Origin of the sequence: Polynucleobacter sp. IMCC30063, from assembly GCF_021395235.1 — a bacterium.
Taxonomy (GTDB): Bacteria; Pseudomonadota; Gammaproteobacteria; order Burkholderiales; family Burkholderiaceae; genus Polynucleobacter.
In genome coordinates this window covers 134742-155499 of record NZ_JAJVCQ010000002.1, presented here as the reverse complement: position 1 = coordinate 155499, position 20758 = coordinate 134742, and the positions used below count along the sequence as shown (strand labels likewise).

Annotated in this window: 15 protein-coding genes; 3 read left to right on the top strand and 12 right to left on the bottom strand. The window is 46.1% G+C overall.

Going from position 1 to position 20758, the window contains the following annotated elements:
* Positions 1–13: 13 nt before the first annotated feature.
* From bamA to rpsB, 9 genes are read right to left on the bottom strand one after another with little or no spacing between them, the layout of a single operon-like run.
* Complete coding sequence (bamA, locus tag LZG75_RS05400) at positions 14–2482, bottom strand: outer membrane protein assembly factor BamA (RefSeq protein WP_233923841.1); 2469 nt, start codon at positions 2480–2482, stop codon at positions 14–16.
* A gap of 12 nt (positions 2483–2494) precedes the next feature.
* The gene (locus LZG75_RS05395; RefSeq protein WP_233923840.1) at positions 2495–3628 is read right to left on the bottom strand and encodes an RIP metalloprotease; all 1134 of its coding nucleotides are present in this window, start codon (positions 3626–3628) and stop codon (positions 2495–2497) included.
* A 15-nt stretch (positions 3629–3643) separates the two neighbouring features.
* Positions 3644–4852 (bottom strand): 1-deoxy-D-xylulose-5-phosphate reductoisomerase, encoded by a 1209-nt coding sequence (gene ispC / locus LZG75_RS05390; RefSeq protein ID WP_233936022.1) that lies wholly within the window; start codon positions 4850–4852, stop codon positions 3644–3646.
* Complete coding sequence (locus LZG75_RS05385) at positions 4849–5679, bottom strand: phosphatidate cytidylyltransferase (RefSeq protein WP_233936013.1); 831 nt, start codon at positions 5677–5679, stop codon at positions 4849–4851. Before LZG75_RS05385 ends, ispC begins: the two co-directional genes overlap by 4 nt.
* Before the next feature lie 26 nt (positions 5680–5705).
* Positions 5706–6491 carry a polyprenyl diphosphate synthase gene (gene uppS / locus LZG75_RS05380; RefSeq protein WP_233923837.1) on the bottom strand — a complete coding sequence of 262 codons (786 nt, stop codon included), beginning with the start codon at positions 6489–6491 and terminating at the stop codon, positions 5706–5708.
* A 45-nt stretch (positions 6492–6536) separates the two neighbouring features.
* The gene (gene frr / locus LZG75_RS05375; RefSeq protein ID WP_233923836.1) at positions 6537–7097 is read right to left on the bottom strand and encodes a ribosome recycling factor; all 561 of its coding nucleotides are present in this window, start codon (positions 7095–7097) and stop codon (positions 6537–6539) included.
* Between the two features lie 13 nt (positions 7098–7110).
* Entirely contained in the window at positions 7111–7821 is a 711-nt protein-coding gene (pyrH, locus tag LZG75_RS05370) for a UMP kinase (protein ID WP_233923835.1), read from the bottom strand.
* A gap of 29 nt (positions 7822–7850) precedes the next feature.
* Entirely contained in the window at positions 7851–8732 is an 882-nt protein-coding gene (tsf, locus tag LZG75_RS05365) for a translation elongation factor Ts (protein WP_233936003.1), read from the bottom strand.
* On the bottom strand, positions 8732–9481 hold the full coding sequence (rpsB, locus tag LZG75_RS05360) for a 30S ribosomal protein S2 (protein ID WP_233936001.1): 750 nt from the start codon (positions 9479–9481) through the stop codon (positions 8732–8734). Before rpsB ends, tsf begins: the two co-directional genes overlap by 1 nt.
* Positions 9482–9653: 172 nt before the next feature.
* Between rpsB and map the strand changes: the two genes are divergently transcribed.
* Positions 9654–10490, top strand: a complete 837-nt coding sequence (gene map, locus LZG75_RS05355; RefSeq protein WP_233923832.1) for a type I methionyl aminopeptidase — start codon at positions 9654–9656, stop codon at positions 10488–10490.
* A gap of 30 nt (positions 10491–10520) precedes the next feature.
* Positions 10521–13121 (top strand): [protein-PII] uridylyltransferase, encoded by a 2601-nt coding sequence (locus LZG75_RS05350; RefSeq protein ID WP_255698793.1) that lies wholly within the window; start codon positions 10521–10523, stop codon positions 13119–13121.
* Positions 13122–13158: 37 nt separating this feature from the next.
* Here LZG75_RS05350 and ligA read toward each other — a convergent pair whose 3' ends face one another.
* The 3 genes from ligA to smc are packed head-to-tail and all read right to left on the bottom strand — an operon-like array spanning position 13159 to position 19761.
* Positions 13159–15174 (bottom strand): NAD-dependent DNA ligase LigA, encoded by a 2016-nt coding sequence (gene ligA / locus LZG75_RS05345; protein ID WP_255698792.1) that lies wholly within the window; start codon positions 15172–15174, stop codon positions 13159–13161.
* A 9-nt stretch (positions 15175–15183) separates the two neighbouring features.
* Entirely contained in the window at positions 15184–16239 is a 1056-nt protein-coding gene (locus LZG75_RS05340) for a cell division protein ZipA C-terminal FtsZ-binding domain-containing protein (RefSeq protein ID WP_233935994.1), read from the bottom strand.
* Positions 16240–19761: a chromosome segregation protein SMC gene (smc, locus tag LZG75_RS05335; RefSeq protein ID WP_233923829.1), complete on the bottom strand. Its 3522-nt coding sequence runs from the start codon at positions 19759–19761 to the stop codon at positions 16240–16242.
* A gap of 169 nt (positions 19762–19930) precedes the next feature.
* Between smc and dapD the strand changes: the two genes are divergently transcribed.
* Positions 19931–20758: a 2,3,4,5-tetrahydropyridine-2,6-dicarboxylate N-succinyltransferase gene (gene dapD / locus LZG75_RS05330; RefSeq protein WP_233923828.1), complete on the top strand. Its 828-nt coding sequence runs from the start codon at positions 19931–19933 to the stop codon at positions 20756–20758.

The following is a 20758-nucleotide window of genomic DNA, read 5'->3' as shown; positions in this document are numbered from 1 at the left end:
CAATTAAAGATGGTTAAAACGCGGTACCAATTTGGAACTGTAAACGTTGAATATTATCATTTGGCTGCGATTTTATCGGAATGCCATAGCTAAACTTTAACGGTCCCAGCGGTGATATCCATTCTAAACCTAAGCCATAAGAATACCTTAGAACGAGGTTGATATTGGTGCCAAAGGCATTTCCGCCATCAGTAAAGACGAAAGCCCGTAAGGTTTTGTCGTTGCCAGACCCAGGGAATGGCACGGTATATTCAAGGTTAGCCACAATTTTAGACTGCCCGCCGGTAGGCTGATAGGTGCCAGTAGAGGTATTAAAGTACTGTGGGCCGATAGATCCAGGGGAGTAGCCCCGAACCGACCCAATACCACCCACATAGTAGTTTTTGGTAATTGGAAAGGGGTACTTGCCATAAGCCTCGCTGTAGCCCGTCTCAAAATTAAAGGACAAAATATGGGCCTTTGAGAAAGAGTGATATTGCTGATATTTGCCATAAATACGGTAGTACTGCATATTGGCTACCGGGGTTCCAACTTCACTTAAAAGGCTGATTAAAGAGCCGGTTGAGGGGACTAAAGCGCTATCGCGTCCGTCACGGGTCCATGAAGCGGTAAGGGGTACGTTAAAGGTGGTTAAGGTACCCGGAATGGTTACCCCATAATCCTGCACATAAGTTTGATAAGGTACCGGCGTATTCGACGTGGCATTAATTTGGTAGGCCTCAACCGCAGTACCATAAAACACCCGATCCACTTCAGAGTAAGGCACCCCAAAACGCAAAGTTCCGCCAGCACTCTTAATTTGGTAGGCGGGATCACCCGTGTAATACAGCGGTTTTGAAGAGCGATAGAATAAATCGGTATAGCGGCTGATACCATCATCAGTAAAGAAAGGGTCGTATTGGGATAGGACCAGGTTTTGATTAATTTTTCCCAATGAGGCATTTAAGCCAATTGCCGTACCCGAACCAAAGGCATTTTCTTGATTAATACCCGCAGTTAAGATAATTTTTTCAGTTGATGAGTAACCAGCACCAAGGCTAATAGAGCCAGTCGGTTTTTCGGCTACCTTCACGTCAACGTCAACCTGATCGGGCGCGCCTGGCACATCTTTAGTCATGATGTCAGCTTCAGTAAAGTAGCCTAAGCGATTAATCCGCTCTTTTGACAATTGAATTTTGTCGCCATCAAACCAAGAGCTTTCAAACTGGCGCAGTTCACGACGAATGACCGTATCACGCGTTCGGGAATTACCGGTAATATTTACTTGACGTACGTAAACTCGGCGCCCAGGATCAATGACTAGAGTTAAATCGACTTCACTTAAATCTTGCCGTACGTCGGGCTGGGGGTTTACTGTCGCAAAAGCGTAGCCATAAGAGCCTAATAAGCCGGCAATCAATTTTGTACTCTCGGCTAACTTTGCCGAAGAGTACACATCCCCCGCTTTAAGCTGTAGTAGTTTGCTGAGTTCCGCTTCTTTGCCAAGTAATTCGCCAGCGAGCTTAATGTCTTTAACTTTAAAGCGCTGGCCTTCTTTCAAGCCAATAGTCAGGTAAATACCTTTTTTATCCGGAGTAATTGACACCTGCGTTGACTCAATTAAAAATTCTAAGTAACCCCGATTTAAATAATAGGAACGAATCGTTTCCAAATCGGCTGTGAGTTTTTGCTTTGAATATAAATCATCGTTAGTGTAAAAAGACAGCCAGCCTTTTGCTTTGAGTTGCATTTCATCGCGCAAAGTGCCTTCACTAAATACTTTATTACCAATAAAATTAATTTCTTGAATCTTTGCAACGGGGCCCTCATCGACATTGAAATACACTGAAACTTGATTGCGCTCCATTGGAGTAACGGTTGCGACAACCTCGGCGGCAAATAAGCCCTTGCTCACATATTGGCGCTTTAATTCTTGTTCAGCTTTATCAATCAATGCTTTGTCATAAAAACGCGCTTCCGCAAGGCCTACTACCTTTAGCGATTTCCGGACAATGTCTTGATCAAATTCTTTCATGCCCGTAAATTCAATGCGATTAATCGTAGGCCGCTCCTCCACACTCACAATTAAAACATCGCCCTGTTCTTGAATTTGTACGTCACGAAAAAAGCCAGTACCATAAAGTGCGCGAATTGCTTCCGCGCCTTTTTCTGGCGTAAATTTATCGCCAACCTGCAAAGGCAGGTAACTAAATACCGTGCCTGGTTCAACCCGCTGCAAGCCCTCTAAGCGAATATCTTTTATGACAAACCCGCCTGAATCTGTTGCGCTTGCTGGAAGATCGCCTGGCGCACTAGTTTTGCTTGCGGAATTTTTTGGCGGAGTACTTGGCGCTGGGGCAGCCGCAGGTCCGGGTGCATTGTCGGGTAAAGCCTCAGTAACCAAATTACTATTGGTCTCGGCAGCTGAAACGGCAAAACCAAAAAAAGCTAAAGCAATAGAGGTGCCATAAAGGCATGAGCTTAGACGAATTTTAAGACTCATATTCTGGTGGACTCAAGGCGAAAGATAGCGTTGAAAATCATTAAACAAAGCCAACAGCATTAGAAACGTTAACAAGATAAAACTACTTTTTTGTAAAACCGCTTGCAAGGCTTCTGGTAGGCGTCGACCCGACAGCAGTTCCCATGCATCATACAGTAGCTGACCGCCATCAAGCATAGGTATTGGAATCAAATTAAGCAAGCCGATACTGATACTTAGAAGCGCCAAAAATGCTAAATAGGGTTGCCAACCCACTTGAGCAGACTTGCCCGCCATATCGGCAATACTCAGTGGGCCGCCAATTTGCGCTAAAGAAGTACTGCCTGTCACTAAACCCAGCATCATGCGGCTTGATACTTTTGTAATTAACCATACTCGCTCTGCGGCATAAGCCATGGCAGGTAACGGCGCTAATTGCAATTCAAACCATTGCGGAGAATTGGCAACCAGTGGAAAAAGTCCGAGCTCACGAAATACATCCGTCTTTGGTTTGACTTCAGGTAATTGCTCACTTAAAAATCGTACGGTTGATTTTCCGCCGCGGGCATTTTCAATTTGCAACGCAAAACCAGTGTGTGCCGTAATGCTATCCAATAAATACCACCGCAAAGCATTCCAGCTCACTACTGAAGTAAAGGCATTCGCTGGGTCATCGACATTTTCTTCATTTCCCAAGCTGCGCCAGCCAATAACCCGATCGCCAGCACTTAAACCGGCTTTAGCCGCTAAAGATACGGCGGGTGGGGTTTGCAGTTGGGCAGGCAATTGCGGTACCCCGCTAACATAAATCACACTCAATAATAGTAAAGCTAAGACAAAATTCGCGAGGGGGCCCGCCGCTACAATCAGTGAGCGTTGCCATAATGGCTTCCGCTCAAAGTCACTGGCTTGATCAGCTATCGAGATAGTTTGTTCCGCATCGCGTCCGTTTAATAACTTGACATAGCCACCTAAAGGGAGCAGCGCAATAACCCATTCCGTTTGATGGCGATCATGAAAAATGAAGAGTGGCTTACCAAAACCGAGCGCAAAGCGCAGTACTTTTACCCCGCAACACCGAGCGGCAAAATAATGGCCAAACTCGTGAAAACTCACCAGTATTCCTAGCGCCACTAAAAAAGCCAATAAAGTGCTCAGTGCTTGCATCGGTGCTGGCCTCGCTTAATGACTGCGCAAACGCGCCAAACATTGCATAGCAACGCGCCGAGCTGTTTGATCAGCGTCTAATACTTCGGCAAGAGTTTGAGCTTGAGCGGCCGCTACTTGCTCAAGCACTTGCTCAACTAAAGTAGGAATCTGTAAATACGGTAATTCACTAGCCAAAAAGGCACCCACAGCCACTTCATTAGCCGCATTCAAAATTGCTGGAGCAGTACCGCCGCTGTGTGCAGCGGCAAAAGCTAAAGCTAAACAGGGGAATTGCTTTAAGTCAGGCTGAATAAAATGTAAAGCACTCATCTGGGTTAAATCAAGCGGCTCAACCCCCGCCGCAATTCGCTGCGGCCAAGCTAAGCCGTAGGCAATGGGAGTGCGCATATCAGGCTGACCCAGTTGGGCAATGACCGAGCCGTCGCGATAACGCACCATTGAATGCACTACGCTTTGAGGATGAATGAGGACCCGAATTTGCGCTAGTGGTACGCCAAACAACCACCGTGCCTCAATCACCTCTAACCCTTTATTCATCATGGTGGCTGAATCAACTGAAATCTTGCGCCCCATCACCCAATTAGGGTGAGCGCAAGCTTGATCAGGAGTGATATCTGCCAACTCAACTAAAGGCGTGGTACGAAATGGGCCCCCAGAGGCAGTGAGCCATAATTCTTCAACCCCACACTCTGCCCTTGCAACGTCGCTATGCAGAGCATTAAAACCCGCTGGTAAACACTGAAATATCGCATTATGTTCACTATCGATAGGAATTAATTCAGCGCCACTATCACGTACCGCTTGCATCAATAAATCCCCAGACATGACGAGCGCTTCTTTATTCGCTAACAAAATACGTTTACCTGCGCGAGCCGCAGCCAAGGTTGGCAACAAGCCAGCAGCGCCTACAATAGCCGCCATCACAGTATCGCAATCCGATTCGCTTACTGCGCTAACCAATGCTTCAGCCCCATATAAAACAGTAGTCGGAATTTTTTCCTGAAGCACGGCTGCAGCCAATTTTTTTGCACTCTGCGCATCACCTACAACTGCAATACGAGGTTTAAACTCACGACACTGCGCGAGTAAGCGGTCTACTTGTTGATGCGCAGTTAAGGCGGCTACCTGATAGCGCTCAGGATGCGAGCGGATCACATCTAAGGTATTCACTCCAATCGAGCCAGTTGAGCCCAAAATCGTGATGCGCCGTAATAACCTCATAACATCAAGCCAACTAAAAGCGCTGCTAGCGGCATGGTAGGCAATAAGGCATCAATCCGATCTAATACTCCGCCATGGCCTGGCAATAAGCCGCTACTATCTTTTGCGCCCGCCAAACGTTTTACCTGTGATTCAAATAAGTCACCTATGATGCTAAACAACGTTAAGCCGATAACCAAGACCAGCATCGAGGGAAAACCCAATCGCATCACGGCAAAGCCAAATAAAGTAAGATTAAAAGGTAAATACCAAGCGCAGATACTGGCATAAATACAAGTCAAGATTAGGCCCCCAACTGCTCCCTCAAGCGTTTTACCAGGGCTAATTTGCGGGGCTAAGCGACGGCGACCAAGCGCTTTACCAACGAAATAGGCGCCAATGTCGGCAACCCAAACTAAGGCCATAGTAGAAAGTAAAAATATCACGCCAAACTGACGCAATAAAATGAGCGCAAACCAGGCTGCGCTAAAAATAACTAAGCCTAATAATGCGAAGGTCAGCGGCCATTTTGCTACGGGCAAACGCAGTCCTCGCCACAACAAAATAGGGGCGCCAACGAGCCAAAAACAACTCGCCGCTAATAAGATACTAAATTCAATAACGGGAATTTGTGTATACAACAAGGCGGCAATAACGCAAATCAAAAGCAACGCATAGAACCAAGCTAAGCGCCCTTTTTGTGGCGCAATTAAACGGCTCCACTCCCATGCTGCTAATGCCAAGATTAATAAAAAGACGCCACTCAAATAAAGCGGATTAAGCAAAAATAAACTAGGCAATAGTACTGCAAGCAAAAGTAACGCGGTAATGATACGGGTCTTTAGCATCGCAGAGTGTTTAGACGCAACTGCGCTTAAACAGTGCCCTGAGCAGAAACTTTAGAGACTTTGGTGGCGAGTTGTGCACTAGTTCGGCCAAAGCGTCGCTCACGCTGACTAAACCAATCAAATGCTTGCTGTAATTGCGCAGCATCAAAATCGGGCCATAATATATCGGTGAAATACAGCTCTGTATATGCTAGTTGCCATAATAAAAAATTACTCACGCGTTGTTCACCGCCCGTACGGATAAATAAATCGGGCTCTGGTGCATACGCCATCGATAAATTTTCTTGCAGTAATTCCTCCGTTATTTGATCGGCCTGCAAGGTAGGATTAAGCAACAAACATTTGCGCATCGCCTGCAAAATGTCCCATCGTCCGCCATAGTTAGCGGCTACAGTTAAGGTTAAACCTTTGCAATGGGCGGTTTTCTCTTCCGAAAAACGCACCATATCTTGAATTGCGGTATCAAAGCGGCTTAAATCGCCAATTAACTTAAAGCGGATATCGTTATCACTTAAGCGACTGACCTCACGGCGCAACGATTTTAAAAATAACTTCATTAAAAACCCTACCTCTTCAGGTGGGCGGCGCCAATTTTCCGAACTAAAAGCAAAAATAGTCAGGTATTCAACACCAGAACGGCGACATTCTTCCACCACTTTGCGCACCGACTCTAGACCCTCTGAATGCCCTGTCACTCGCGGCATTAAACGCTTTCCAGCCCAACGTCCATTACCATCCATGATGATTGCAACATGACGAGGTACTTCACTTACCTCGGGAATGACTAAGGTAGAGCTACTATGTTTAGACATAAAAAGTGAATAAGTAGAAATACATATTTTTTAGATCAAACGGGTCTAGACCGTCATAATCTCTTTTTCTTTTTCAGCAACAATTTTATCGATATCCGTTACGGCCCGATCGGTCATTTTCTGAACTTCATCTTGGGCACGGCGCTCTTCATCTTCTGAGATTACTTTGTCTTTACTCAGTCGCTTTAAATGTTCGTTAGCATCGCGCCGTAAATTACGAATAGCAATTTTGCTTTCTTCGCCTTCACTCTTCACTAATTTAGTCAGCTCGCGCCGACGTTCCTCGGTAAGTGGCGGCATTGGTACGCGAATGACAGTACCTTGCGAAACGGGGTTTAGACCTAAATCAGAATCACGAATGGCCTTTTCAATTACCGCAACCATGGTTTTTTCGAAAGGCTGCACATTAATCGTCCGCGCATCGGCAAGACCTAAATTAGCCACTTGACTTAAGGGCGTTGGGTTACCGTAATAGTCAACCGTAATATGCTCAAGAATGCCAGCATTCGCGCGGCCTGAACGAATTTTTGCTAAATTACTTTTTAATGATTCCAGCGACCGATGCATTTTTTGCTCGGCACTCGTTTTGATTTCAGCAGCAGACATCACAGCACTCCTTTTAAACGTGTACTAAAGTACCTTCCGACTCACCTAACACCACACGCATTAAAGCGCCTGGCTTCAAAATAGAAAATACCCGAATTGGTAGCTTGCGATCACGACATAAAGCAAACGCCGTTGCATCCATCACTTGTAAATTTTTAATTAATGCTTCATCAAAGGTAATCGACTGATACAAGGTCGCGGTAGGATCGAGTTTGGGATCACTACTATAAATACCATCCACTTTAGTGGCCTTGAGCATCACCTCAACACCCATTTCAGCTCCACGCAAAGCAGCTGCAGTATCGGTGGTAAAAAATGGGTTGCCAGTACCAGCGGCAAAAATGACTACTTTACCCTCGCTCATAGCACGAATAGCACGCGGCCGTATATAAGGCTCAACTACTTGATCCATACGTAAAGCTGATTGCACGCGAGCTTCGACGCCTTTTTGCCGCAAGGCGTCTTGTAATGCGAGGGAGTTCATCATTGTGGCTAGCATACCCATGTAATCGGCAGTTGCACGATCCATGCCGGCAGCACCTCCCGCGACGCCGCGGAAAATATTACCGCCGCCAATGACAATGGCTAACTCGATGCCAATTCCAACTACTTCAGCAATTTCTGCCACCATCGCATCAATCGTGATGGGGTTGATCCCAAAAGCATCATCCCCCATCAAGGCTTCTCCCGATAGTTTGAGGAGGACACGCTTATAAGCAGGCATAGTGAAAGACCTTATTAAAGTGATTAATCTTAAGCGCTTACCTTTGCAGCAGCTACTTGCGCAGCAACTTCCGCGGCAAAATCGTCTTGGCGCTTCTCGATGCCCTCACCCACGACATACAAAGTAAATGACTTAATCGTAGTATTCATGGCCTTGAGCATTTGCTCAACCGTTTGCTTATCGTTTTTAACAAAGGTTTGATCAAGCAAAGAAACTTCCTTAAGATACTTTTGCACCGTACCCTCAACCATTTTTGCCACGATGTCAGGAGGTTTGCCCGACTCGGCCGCTTTCTGCTGCGCAATATTCCGTTCGGCAGCAATGTTGGCTGCAGGAACATCAGCTGCAGATAAGGCGACCGGCTTCATTGCTGCAATGTGCATCGCAACATCTTTAGCGGCTGTTTCATCGCCTTCAAATTCCACCATAACGCCAATGCGAGTGCCATGTAGATAAGATACTAATTTACCGGTACTCGCAAAACGTTGAAAACGACGCGGCGTCATATTTTCACCAATGCGTCCAATTAATTCACTACGCACAGCATCGACCGTTTTGCCATCCATTGCTAAGGCTAATAAAGCAGTGGTATCAGCCGGATTCTGCTTAGCAACCAACTGTGCACAAGCATTACTAAAGGCTAGAAAATCATCGTTTTTTGAAACGAAATCGGTTTCGCAGTTCACTTCAATTAAAGCGCCAGAGCCACCATCGATGTAACTCGCAACGACGCCTTCAGCAGTCACACGTGAAGCAGCTTTGCTGGCTTTGCTACCTAATTTCACCCGCAGAATTTCTTCTGCTTTCGCCATATCGCCAAATGCTTCAGTTAATGCTTTTTTGCACTCCATCATTGGAGCATCGGTTTTGGCACGTAATTCGCCAACCATTGCAGCAGTAATAGCCGTCATTACTCTACCTTCCCTTCTTCAACAAACTCTTCTTCGCCTTCTTTAACAGCGTCTAAGACTTCCTGCACTGAATTCGCTTTGCCTTCTAGAATCGCATCGGCAATGCCGCGTACGTAAAGAAGTACTGCCTTGCTAGAATCATCATTACCAGGAATGATGTAATCAATACCTTCAGGGGAATGGTTGGTGTCAACTACGGCGATAACGGGAATGCCAAGTTTTTTCGCTTCGGTAATAGCTATCTTGTGATACCCAACGTCAACCACAAAAATTGCATCGGGTACGCCATTCAGATCTTGAATTCCGCCTAGGGCTTTTTGTAATTTGTCGAGATCACGATCGTTGGTTAATGCTTCTTTCTTTGAGAGCTTATCCCAATCACCCGCTTCTTTAGCAACAGCCATGTCTTTTAAGCGCTTCAAAGAGCCTTTGACAGTCTTAAAATTAGTTAAGGTGCCGCCTAACCAGCGGCTATCGATATAAGGCATGCCAGCACGTGCAGCTTCTTCTGCAATCACTTCGCGTGATTGACGCTTCGTACCAACAAATAAAATCGTGCCACGATTTGCAGCAATTTGCTTTGCAAATTTCAGGGCATTCTGAAACATGGGCAAAGTCTTTTCCAAATTAATAATGTGGATTTTATTGCGATGGCCAAAAATATAAGGGGCCATCTTGGGGGACCAAAAGCGCGTTTGGTGGCCAAAGTGGCAACCGGCTTCTAGCATTTCACGCATGGTTACTGACATAACATTCTCCTAAGGGTTTGGTCTAAGGCTAAGTCCTGACTGCGCTAAAAAACGCTACCCTGGAAGGCTTAGCCTGCTATTTCGAATTGCTTCGATGGGCAAATTATAGCTTATATATCAATCATCTAGGCGCAAAAGAGCCAAAAAACCTCAAGTCGTTGATAATCAAGGCATGAATAGTGTTTTTACCCTTGAAAAAGACCTCCAAGGCATGCGTGAGGCGGGTCGACTCGCCAGCGAAGTACTCGACCACGTGGCCCCAGCGATTCGTCCGGGCGTTAGTACTGGCGAACTCGATCAAATTTGCCACACCTTTATGCGTGATGTTCAAAATACTATTCCAGCCCCATTAAATTATCAGCCCCCCGGCTACCCCCCTTTTCCAGCAGCGATCTGTACCTCGGTCAATGATGTCATCTGCCACGGTATTCCAGGAGATAAGGTATTAAAGGGCGGTGACGTGGTCAATCTCGATATCACCGTGATTACCCCAGATGGCTACTATGGCGATACCAGCCGCATGTTTATGGTGGGTGAAGTTTCAGTGTTAGCCGAGCGCTTAACGCAAATTACCTTTGAATGTATGTGGCTGGGAATTGCCCAAGTAAAGCCCGGGGCTTATTTAGGCGATATTGGTCATGTAATTCAAACGCATGCTGAACAAGCGGGTTATTCGGTCGTTCGGGAATACTGTGGTCATGGTATTGGCAAAGTCTTTCATCAAGACCCGCAAATTTTGCATTATGGTCGGCCCAATACGGGAGAACAATTGCAAGCAGGAATGACCTTTACGATAGAGCCCATGATTAATGCTGGGCGCCGCGAAATTCGTACCATGCCCGATCAATGGACAGTAAAAACCAAAGACCGCAGCCTATCAGCACAATGGGAACACACCTTGCTTGTTACGTCACAAGGTGTGGAAGTTTTAACTTGGTCGGCAGGCAGTAACGCGCCGCCAAATTGCGTTAAGGGCTTAGTATTTCGACCTCAACTAATTACGGCCTAAGTACCACTCCAAATTAGTCCTTCTGCGACCATGAATTCAGTGACTGCACTCGCACCGCATCAGGCCATTGCTCATCTACGTAGCTCATGCGCTGCTGAATACGAACTATTTCTAGCAGATCAAAATGTCGCGCGACTAACAAAAAAACTCACCGAATTAAATGATCTGGCCTTAAAACAGTTATGGCAAGACTGCGCTATGGGAGCTCATTTGGCGCTGATTGCAGTCGGTGGTTTTGGGCGCGCAGAGCTTTTTCCCTATTCTGATATTGATATTTTAGTATTACTACCCAACGAATCGAAGCTGGATACAAAAGCTGAGAGTGAAAAGGTGGCACGTTTTATTACGCAATGCTGGGACTCGGGACTAGAAATTGGCTCGGCAGTGCGCACATTAGCAGAATGCTTAAGTGAAGCGGAACAAGATATAACCGTGCGTACTTCACTGTTAGAGGCTCGGCTCATCTGCGGTTCGCGGTATCTATTTCAATCATTTGCAACCGCATTTACTGCGACACTTGATCCCAAGGCCTTCTTCCAAGCTAAATTGCTAGAGCAAACCCAACGTCACCAAAAGTATCAGGGTACGCCCTATGCGCTTGAGCCCAATTGCAAAGAAAGTCCCGGCGGGCTCCGCGACTTACAAGTAATCCTCTGGGTAAGTAAGGCCGCTCAACTGGGCAATAGCTTTAATGATTTGTTCCAAAAAAATCTCATTACCGAGCGCGAGCTTACTGAATTAAAACGCAATAAGCGCTTTCTAGCAACGCTTCGCGCTAATTTACATTTACTTGCTAAACGCCATCAAGATGTTTTAGCGTTTGACTTGCAAGCGGGTTTAGCGAAGTCCATGGGTATTGAAGAAAGCTCAGCCCGTCAAGCCAGTGAAGCCATCATGCGGCGCTACTACTGGGTAGCCAAGGCGGTTACCCAACTCAATACTATTTTGTTACAAAATATTGAAGCTTTATTATTTCCCCAAGAATCACGCACCATTCATCCTATTGCGGGTGCAGAGAACAGTGATTTTATTGAGCGCCAAGGCCTCTTAGATATTCAAGATCCCAATTTATATCAAAAACACCCTGAGCAAATTTTGCGGACCTTCTTAGTATTAACCCAAACCCCAGCAGTCAATGGCTTATCAGCTACGATTTTGCGTGCACTGTATAACGCGCGTAAAAAAATGAATAGTCAATGGCGTAAGGCCCCAATAAATCGCCAACTCTTTATGGAAATTTTAAAGCAAGCCGATGGTGTCAGTAATGCCTTTAGACTCATGAATCAAACCAGTGTACTGGGTCGCTACCTACCTCCCTTTCGGCGCATCGTCGGGCAAATGCAACATGATTTATTCCACGTCTACACGGTCGATCAACATATTTTGATGGTCCTTAGAAATGTGCGCCGCTTTATGTTGGTCGAACATGCTCACGAGTTCCCTTTATGTAGTCGTTTAATTGCGCACTTTGAAAAGCCTTGGCTACTAGTTATTGCGGCTTTATTTCACGATATCGCTAAAGGGCGTGGGGGCGATCATTCAATACTAGGTAAACGCGATGTCCGTGAATTCGCCAAAGACCATGGGCTTGATAAAAAAGATACCGAATTATTAGTTTGGCTAGTAGCTGAGCACTTAAATATGAGTCAGGTTGCTCAAAAACAAGACATTAGCAACCCAAATGTGATTATGGCTTTTGCAAAAAAAATTGGCGATGAACGTCATCTCACAGCGCTTTACTTACTAACTGTTGCCGATGTACGTGGCACTAGCCCTAAAGTTTGGAATGGCTGGAAAGCCAAGTTACTGGAAGATTTATATCGCGCTACCCTAAGGGTTTTAGGTGGTGCAAAGCCTGATGCCTCATCGGAATTAGCTCAGCATCAAGAAGAGGCGCGACGTAACTTGCGTTTACATGGCTTTCAAGACTCAGCGTATGAAGACTTCTGGCAAAAACTCGATGTGGCTTTTTTCTTGCGCCAAGAGGCAGGTGATATTGCTTGGCTATCGCGCCATTTAATGGATCAAGTTGAAACTACCAAACCGATTGTGCTTGCACGGCTATCACCGGCAGGAGAAGGTTTACAAGTTGCTATTTATATGCCTGACCAAGCAGACCTTTTCTCGCGCATTTGTGGCTACTTTGAACGTAACGGTTTTTCAATTTTAGATGCGCGCATTCATACTACGCGTCATGGTTATGCTTTAGATACCTTTGAAGTTGCTAGTAGTGAACTCGATGATGAGCCTCATAGTTACCGCAATCAAATTCAATTAGTTGAATATGCCCTTACTGAAGCATTACAAAAAGCCACACCTCTACCTACGCCAGCGATGGGTCGTTTATCGCGTCAGTCACGCAGCTTCCCCATTCAACCCAGGGTCCATATGCAGCCCGATGAACGAGGTCAATACTATGCTCTCTCATTCACCGCCAGCGACCGCGCAGGCTTGCTCTATGCTATATCAAGAGTATTGGCTAAACACCATGTTTCACTGCATACTGCGCGCATCAATACGCTAGGCGAGCGAGTTGAAGACGTCTTACTTTTAAATGCTAGTGAACTCAGTAAAAATCCGCGCTTACAAATTCAATTAGAAACTGAATTACTGGAAGTACTGGGAAGTTAATAGAGCAAAGTTGCGTATCGCGAAATAATGTAATTATTTAACGCAATAAAGCCAGCATTTCTGCTTCGTCAATTACGGCAAGACCAAGCTCTTCTGCTTTGGCTAGTTTGCTACCAGCATCTGCGCCGGCGACAACATAATTGGTCTTCGCTGATACCGAGCCAGCAACCTTTGCGCCGGCTTTTTCCAACATCGCTTTAGCATCCTCACGTGAAAGGGATGGCAAGGTACCGGTCAAAACAAAGGTTTTACCTGCTACCGCTGCATTCAAGGTCTTTTCAGTCACACTCAACTGCATACCAGAGGCTAGCAATTGTTCAATGACTTCGCGATTATGTGCCTCAGCCATAAAACTTTCAATCGAATCGGCTACAACTGGGCCAACGTCATGAATAGTTAATAGTTCCTCGGCAGAGGCCGCCATCAAGGCGCTCATATTGCCGTAGTGCGCAGCTAAGTCCTTAGCCGTAGTTTCACCGACATGACGAATTCCTAAGGCAAAAATAAAGCGCGCCAAACTCGTTTTTCGGGATTGCTCAATTGCTTGAATTAAATTGTCCGCCGACTTTTCACCCATCCGCTCTAAATTAGCTAGAGCATTAAACCCGAGGCGATAAAGATCTGCTGGGGTGCGTACGATATTCAAATCGACCAATTGATCAACAATTTTTTCTCCCAATCCCTCAATATCCATTGCCCGACGTTGGGCAAAATGCAATAAAGCTTGCTTACGTTGCGCACCACAAAATAAGCCACCGCTACAGCGCGCAATTGCTTCATCAGCCAAACGTTCAATATGGGAGTCGCACACCGGACAACGCTTGGGCATTACAAATTGTGCGGTCTTCTTGGGACGTCGCTCGGGTAACACCGCTACTACCTCGGGTATTACGTCGCCTGCTCGACGCACAACTACGGTATCGCCAATGCGCACATCTTTACGGCGTACTTCATCTTCGTTATGTAAAGTCGCATTGGTAACGGTAACCCCCCCAACCTCAACTGGCGCTAAGCGTGCCACCGGAGTTATCGCGCCAGTGCGGCCCACTTGCACATCAATTCCTAAGACCGTAGTCAACGCCTCTTGTGCAGGATATTTATGTGCTAAAGCAAAACGGGGTGCCCTAGAAACAAAACCCAATTGATTTTGCTCGGCAAAGGAATTGACTTTATAAACTACGCCATCAATGTCATAGGGCAAATTAGCGCGTTTCGTACCCACCTCATCGTAAAAAGCCAGCATCTCTTTTACTGAGTTTAATAAACGACGCTCAGGACAAACCGGTAAACCCAATTCAATATAACGATCCAATAATTCTCGATGGGTTGCAGGTAACCAAGAATTTGGAATTAATTCGCCTAATCCATAAGCAAAAAAAGAAAGTGGGCGACGTGCGGTAATTTTCGAATCTAACTGCCGCAAACTACCGGCAGCTGCGTTACGGGGGTTGGCAAATTCCTTTTCACCCAGTTCAGCCGCTAATTGATTCATCCGCTCAAAGTCGCGCAAATACATGAACACCTCACCACGTACCTCGAGCACAGTAGGTATTGATTTTCCCAATAAATGCAAAGGAATAGCGCGAATGGTACGAATATTAGCAGTAACATCTTCACCGTTAGCGCCATCACCACGCGTCGCAGCCCGAACGAGTACGCCATTTTCATAGCGTAAGGAAATGGCCAAACCATCAAACTTTAATTCGCCGGCAAATTCAACTTGCTGCAGATGTAGACCTTCACGACAGCGCCGCTCAAAAGCTTCTAATTCCTTTAATTCAAATGCATTATTTAAGGAAAGCATGGGTACCGCATGTTGCACTGATTTAAAATCACTTAAAGCAACACCGCCAACCCGCTGGGAGAGTGAGTCGGGCCTAACCCATTGAGGGTGCATGAGCTCAATATCGAGCATCTCGCGATACAGTCGATCGTATTCACTATCAGGCACTAAAGGCGCATCAAGCACATAATAAGCATGCTCTAGACGAGCTAGCTCTAACTGAAGCCACCGATATCGCTCGGCTAATTTTGCCGGATCCTTCTGCGACAAAATCACAACCTAACTAAATAACCGTTGAGCAGTGGCAGAACCAGCAACAATGCCGCCCCGCTCTAATTCGGCATAAAGACCATCGATATGATGATGAATACTACTAACTGCCATCGCCGTTAAATTAATGCCATTATCATCAACCAAGCGACCCTGCTTTGTCTCAGCAATTGCCGCACCTTCCGCTAACATTTTCTCAAAGGGCCGCTCTTCAACTGCTACCAGTGGCAGCTCAAGTAAAAAAGTAAGTTGGCTAACTGGCTCAGCAGGATTTAATTCGCTACTGAAGAACAGTAATTGCTGCTGATTAAAAAATTCAAAGGAGCGACCATTCGCGCTAAGACGAAAGCCCCTTGCTTGCAGCAAAGCCCCTAAATCATTCCAGCTTAAGGGGGTGCTATCAAAAAGTATATTAATACTCAGCTGTATATCGGTTTGGGCTGCCAAGGCATCTAATTCTTTAGCGCTATCTAGCATCGCGTTAACCCCAGGCATGTCAATTTGTGCGCCTAAAGCTTCTGCTAAATTTTGGCAATGAGTGAAAAAATCGGATAAGTCAAAAACCTCAATTGGCCCTTGTCGATTGGCGAGTTGCATTGCCAACTGTAATTCACTATAAGCAGAGCCCGCTTGAATTTTTTCCCAAGTATCGCCATCAATCCAATTTGCCTTTAAGCCTTCAGCCCCCCAATTAAATTGAAAACGAGGCCAGGTGGCAATTTCTGCCAAGATCTCCGTTGCCTGAATCGGCTCAGTAAAACGCAAGGTCACGACACAATCAATGCGAGGATCAATAGTCATCTTGCTGCTATTTGTTGCTGAATCAGCGAGCAATGAAGAACTCACTGCAGGATCGCTTTCACCAAGAGAAGGTTCATGTCGTTGCTGCGATCCCAGCTCAGGATCAAATTTTCCGGTGCTCCTCATTTCATTCAATTTGCGGCGAGCGCGCCCATGCCTAAAATTGACAATCACCACTAACAGTAATAAAAAAATCCCAATGACAACTAAAGCCAATTGCAGGTCTGACAGTCCTAATTTGCCAATCATTTCATTTATTGGCATTTAAGCCGGCTCCACCATCGATACCGCCGAAGAAATATCGACTGCCACTATGCGCGATACACCTTGCTCCTGCATGGTCACGCCAATGAGTTGATGAGCAATTTCCATGGTAATTTTGTTATGCGAAATAAAAACAAATTGAGTCTTAGCTGACATTCTGGCAACCATTTCAGCATAGCGTAAGGTATTTGCATCATCTAAGGGCGCATCCACCTCATCTAATAAACAGAACGGCGCAGGATTTAATAAGAAAAGTGAAAAGACCAAGGCAATCGCAGTTAAGGCCTTTTCTCCACCCGATAAAAGGTGAATTGAACTATTTTTCTTGCCAGGCGGTTGCGCCATGACCAGCACACCGGAATCTAAAATCTCCTCGCCTGTCATCACTAATTCGGCATGACCACCACCAAAGAGCTCGGGGAACAAACGACCAAAGTGTGCATTAACTTGATCAAAAGTGCCTTGTAATAAATCACGAGTTTCAGCATCAATCTTGGCAATTGCATCGGTTAAGGTTTGCATGGCCTCGTGCAAATCAGCCGATTGGGCATCAAGGAATGATTTACGCTCACGCGAGCTCACCAACTCATCTAGCGCAGTCATGTTGACAGGGCCCAATGATTGAATTTCATTATTCAAGCGGGTAACCTCGCTTTGTAAACTACTGACTTTTAAATCAGTGCTAAAGCGAACCTCAAGACTATCAAGATCAGCTTCAGCATCTGATAATAAAGTGGCAAATTGCTCATAATTGAGACGTGCAGCCTGTTCCCGTAATTGCAAGTCAGTCGCTTTATCACGCAATGGTTGTAGGGTACGCTCTACCAACATCCGTGCTTCATCTGCTTCACGCAACTCATGTAGTAATGCATCCTGTTCTGTACGCGCATTCGCTAAGGCAGTTTCACGATCAGTACGAGTCACCAGTAAAGTTTGTAACTTATCCTGAGCATCTTCATCACTTAAACCTGCTAACTCAGTTTCAGCGGCGGCAAATTTATCTTGAATTTCCATAATTTGGGTACGCGCCGTAGTTTGGTCGCGCTGCAAATCGGTAATTCGTTGCTGTAAAGAGCGGGCTGCAAAAGCTGCTTCCTGCGCCGCCATTTCAGCAGTTCGTAAGGCCTCACGTAGTTGGTCACGAGCCTGCGTAGCTAACTCATATTGCTGGTGAGCAGCTGTCAATTCTGTCTGCGTACTCGCTTGGGTTTGCTCGGATTGATTAAAGTCAGCTCTGGCTTGTTCTACCTGTAAATTACTTTGCTCAATTTGCTGACTTAATTCAGTTAGTTCCGTGTTAATTTGGGTAGCCCGCAAGGTATATTGCTCTTCGGCCTGACTTAACTGCATTTGCTCAACTTCAAAACCATGGGCTGTTTGCACAGCCCCCTCGGCATTGAGTCGAGCACGCTCAGCGGCTTGTAAGGCAGCTTGATAGTTTGCAGTACATTGATCTAAGGCACCTTGTAACTCGCTTTGCATGAGGCGTTGCGCGCGTAATTGTTTTTCCAGCCCCTCCATCTCTTGCGCACGAGCTAACATCCCAGCCTGCTCCGAATCAGCCGCATACAGTTGCACACCTACGCGAGTTACTAGATGACCTTGTGCGGTGACAAAGGCTGCACCAAGGGGTAATTTTTCGCGCCGCTGCAAAGCATCATCTAAGCTATCGGCGATAAAAATAGCATTTAGCCACTCTTGCAGTACTAGCTGAATACTCGATCCTGCCACACATTGCACCCGCGTCATTAAAGGGGTAAAACCCGTCGGCACATTCAGCGTCACCGTTTTTAAACCATCGGTTAATAAAATCGCCAAACGACTTGGAGGGGCGTCTTTAGCTAATGTCAGCGCAGCTTTAACATCCTTGCCAGTTAAGGCGGCAAGCCGTTCGCGTAACACCGATTCCAATGCTGGCTCCCAACCCTTTTCAACCTTAATGTCTTGCCATAGGCGCTTGCTCTCTTTTAAGCCTTTACTGTCTAGCCATGGGCCAATTTTTCCTTGGGCTTGCACACTCGCTTGCAGCGCTGTTAAGGCAGTTAATTTGGCTTCGGTTTGCGCTAGATCTTGATTTGCCGTTTGAATTTCTTCCATAGCCGCTTGACGAGCAGCATCTGTAGCGGGTACGCGCGCCTGGGTTTCTGCTGCCTGGACTTTGCTCTCTTCAACCTTGCGCGCCGCAACTGCATAGCGATCGAGGGCCATTTTTAAGGCTTCTGCATCAGGTTGTCGCAAGCCTTGCAATTCTGCTGTTAAACGCGCCTCGCGCCCTTTTGCATCTTCCATTTGCTCAGCTACCGCCTTGATGCGCTCTCCTAAACTCGCTAAGCGCTGATCGACATTAGCTAAAGCAATTCGTAAGTCATCAACACTTTTTGTGGCATCTTGAAACGCAGTTTCTTTAATGGGTGCATCGGCCTGCAAATCAGCAAGCTCAGTTGACATCACTTGCTCATGGTCAGAAGCGGCACTTAATTCATGCTCGGTACTACGTTGGGCTTGCGCGGCATCGGTTTCTTGCGTGGTCCAACGCTGTAGTTGGGCTTGTAGGTCTTGGGTTTGTTGCTGTAAACGCAAGCGAGATTCCTGCACATATTTAATTTGTGACTCAACTTGACTTACATCTGAATTGGTTTGATATAAATCCCCTTGGGCTAAAGAGACTTTATCTTGTAAGGCGTACTGCCGAGTACGCATCGTTTCTAGTTCGGTTTCGGCGTGCCGTAACTTCGCTGTTTGCTCTTCCAATTGCACTTGTGAGTCACGAATTGCATTGGCATAACGTTCTTGCTCTTTGCCTGCCTCGGTTTGGCGTACAAACCATAATAATTGCTGCTGCGCTTTCATTTCGGTTTGCAACTGGTTATGGCGCTCAGCAACTGTCGCTTGACTTTCTAAGCGCGCTAATTGCAATTCCAGCTCGCGCAAAATATCTTGTACGCGCACTAAATTTTCTTGGGTATCTTCTAGCCGTGCGGCAGTTTCTTTGCGCCGCTCTTTGTATTTTGAAACGCCCGCAGCCTCTTCAAGAAAAACCCGCAACTCTTCTGGTTTAGATTCTAAAATTCGAGAAATCGTGCCCTGACCAATAATGGCATAACCACGTGGCCCCATGCCAGTGCCTAAAAAGATATCTTGTACATCTTTACGGCGTACTACTTGATTATTAATATAGTAACTAGAATTGCCATCACGAGTTAACACCCGCTTTACCGAGAGTTCGCCAAAACTACTCCACTGCCCTTGCGCGCGTCCATCAGCATTATCAAAAATTAATTCCACACTGGCGCGGCCCGATGGTTTACGCAAACCAGAGCCATTAAAAATCACGTCTTGCATTGATTCGCCACGCAACTCACTGGCACGTGACTCACCCAAAACCCAGCGAACCGCATCAATAATGTTTGACTTACCGCAACCATTGGGCCCCACTACACCAATCAATTGACCAGGTAATTCAAAATGAGTGGGATCAACAAAAGATTTAAAGCCTGAGAGTTTGATTGATTTAAGTTGCACGGCGTACTTTGTAAAGAAAGGGATTAAAAAGGCAATTTAATGACAAATGGCACTGTGGAAGATGATAGCAAGTTAGGGGCATCAACACCCATTTTTGACCCACCGATATAATGATAATTCGTCCTCCTAGAACAAAACCCCTTAACAATCTGATAGTTAACTAAAAAGTATGAGCCAATCACCACAAAGCATCATTGAACAAGCATGGGAAAACCGTGCCAACCTTTCTATTCAAGACGTTTCCGCCGATATCCGCAAGGCTGTAATTGCAGTTCTTGAGGGTCTTAATTCGGGCCATATTCGGGTTGCTGAAAAAAAGGGCAGAGGCCAGTGGGAGGTCAATCAGTGGGTTAAAAAGGCTGTTTTACTCTCGTTTCGCCTGGAAGATAACAAGCCCATGGGGGCGGGAGGGTATACCCAGTTTTACGACAAAGTTCCCAGCAAGTTCGAAAACTTTACGGCCGCCGATTTTGCTGCTGGCGGCTATCGCGTTGTCCCGCCTGCAATGGCTAGACGAGGCTGCTTTATTGGCAAAAATGTGGTTCTGATGCCCTCTTATGTCAACATTGGTGCCTATGTAGATGAAGGCACGATGGTCGATACCTGGGCCACCGTTGGCTCATGCGCCCAAATTGGTAAAAATGTCCATCTTTCCGGTGGTGTCGGCATTGGTGGGGTACTCGAACCCATTCAAGCTGGACCCGTCATTATTGAAGATAACTGCTTTATTGGCGCTCGCTCAGAAATCGTTGAGGGTGTCATTATCGAAGAAAATAGCGTTCTTTCCATGGGCGTATACCTTGGCCAAAGTACCAAAATTTATGATCGCGACACTGGCGAAGTCCATTATGGTCGCGTACCAGCAGGCTCAGTTGTGGTGCCTGGCTCACTACCCTCAAGCGATGGCAAATATAGCCTTTACGCGGCTATTATTGTTAAAAAAGTCGATGCACAAACGCGGGCCAAAACCGCTATTAATGAGTTATTACGCGACTAA

Excerpts from the sequence above, each read along its gene's own strand:
- tsf (WP_233936003.1), bottom strand. The coding sequence starts at position 8,732 with ATGACGGCTATTACTGCTGCAATGGTTGGCGAATTACGTGCCAAAACC.
- rpsB (WP_233936001.1), bottom strand. The coding sequence starts at position 9,481 with ATGTCAGTAACCATGCGTGAAATGCTAGAAGCCGGTTGCCACTTTGGC.
- LZG75_RS05340 (WP_233935994.1), bottom strand. The coding sequence starts at position 16,239 with ATGCCAATAAATGAAATGATTGGCAAATTAGGACTGTCAGACCTGCAA.
- map (WP_233923832.1), top strand. The coding sequence starts at position 9,654 with ATGAATAGTGTTTTTACCCTTGAAAAAGACCTCCAAGGCATGCGTGAG.
- pyrH (WP_233923835.1), bottom strand. The coding sequence starts at position 7,821 with ATGCCTGCTTATAAGCGTGTCCTCCTCAAACTATCGGGAGAAGCCTTG.
- LZG75_RS05350 (WP_255698793.1), top strand. The coding sequence starts at position 10,521 with ATGAATTCAGTGACTGCACTCGCACCGCATCAGGCCATTGCTCATCTA.
- uppS (WP_233923837.1), bottom strand. The coding sequence starts at position 6,491 with ATGTCTAAACATAGTAGCTCTACCTTAGTCATTCCCGAGGTAAGTGAA.
- LZG75_RS05385 (WP_233936013.1), bottom strand. The coding sequence starts at position 5,679 with ATGCTAAAGACCCGTATCATTACCGCGTTACTTTTGCTTGCAGTACTA.
- dapD (WP_233923828.1), top strand. The coding sequence starts at position 19,931 with ATGAGCCAATCACCACAAAGCATCATTGAACAAGCATGGGAAAACCGT.
- frr (WP_233923836.1), bottom strand. The coding sequence starts at position 7,097 with ATGTCTGCTGCTGAAATCAAAACGAGTGCCGAGCAAAAAATGCATCGG.
- LZG75_RS05395 (WP_233923840.1), bottom strand. The coding sequence starts at position 3,628 with ATGCAAGCACTGAGCACTTTATTGGCTTTTTTAGTGGCGCTAGGAATA.
- ispC (WP_233936022.1), bottom strand. The coding sequence starts at position 4,852 with ATGAGGTTATTACGGCGCATCACGATTTTGGGCTCAACTGGCTCGATT.
- bamA (WP_233923841.1), bottom strand. The coding sequence starts at position 2,482 with ATGAGTCTTAAAATTCGTCTAAGCTCATGCCTTTATGGCACCTCTATT.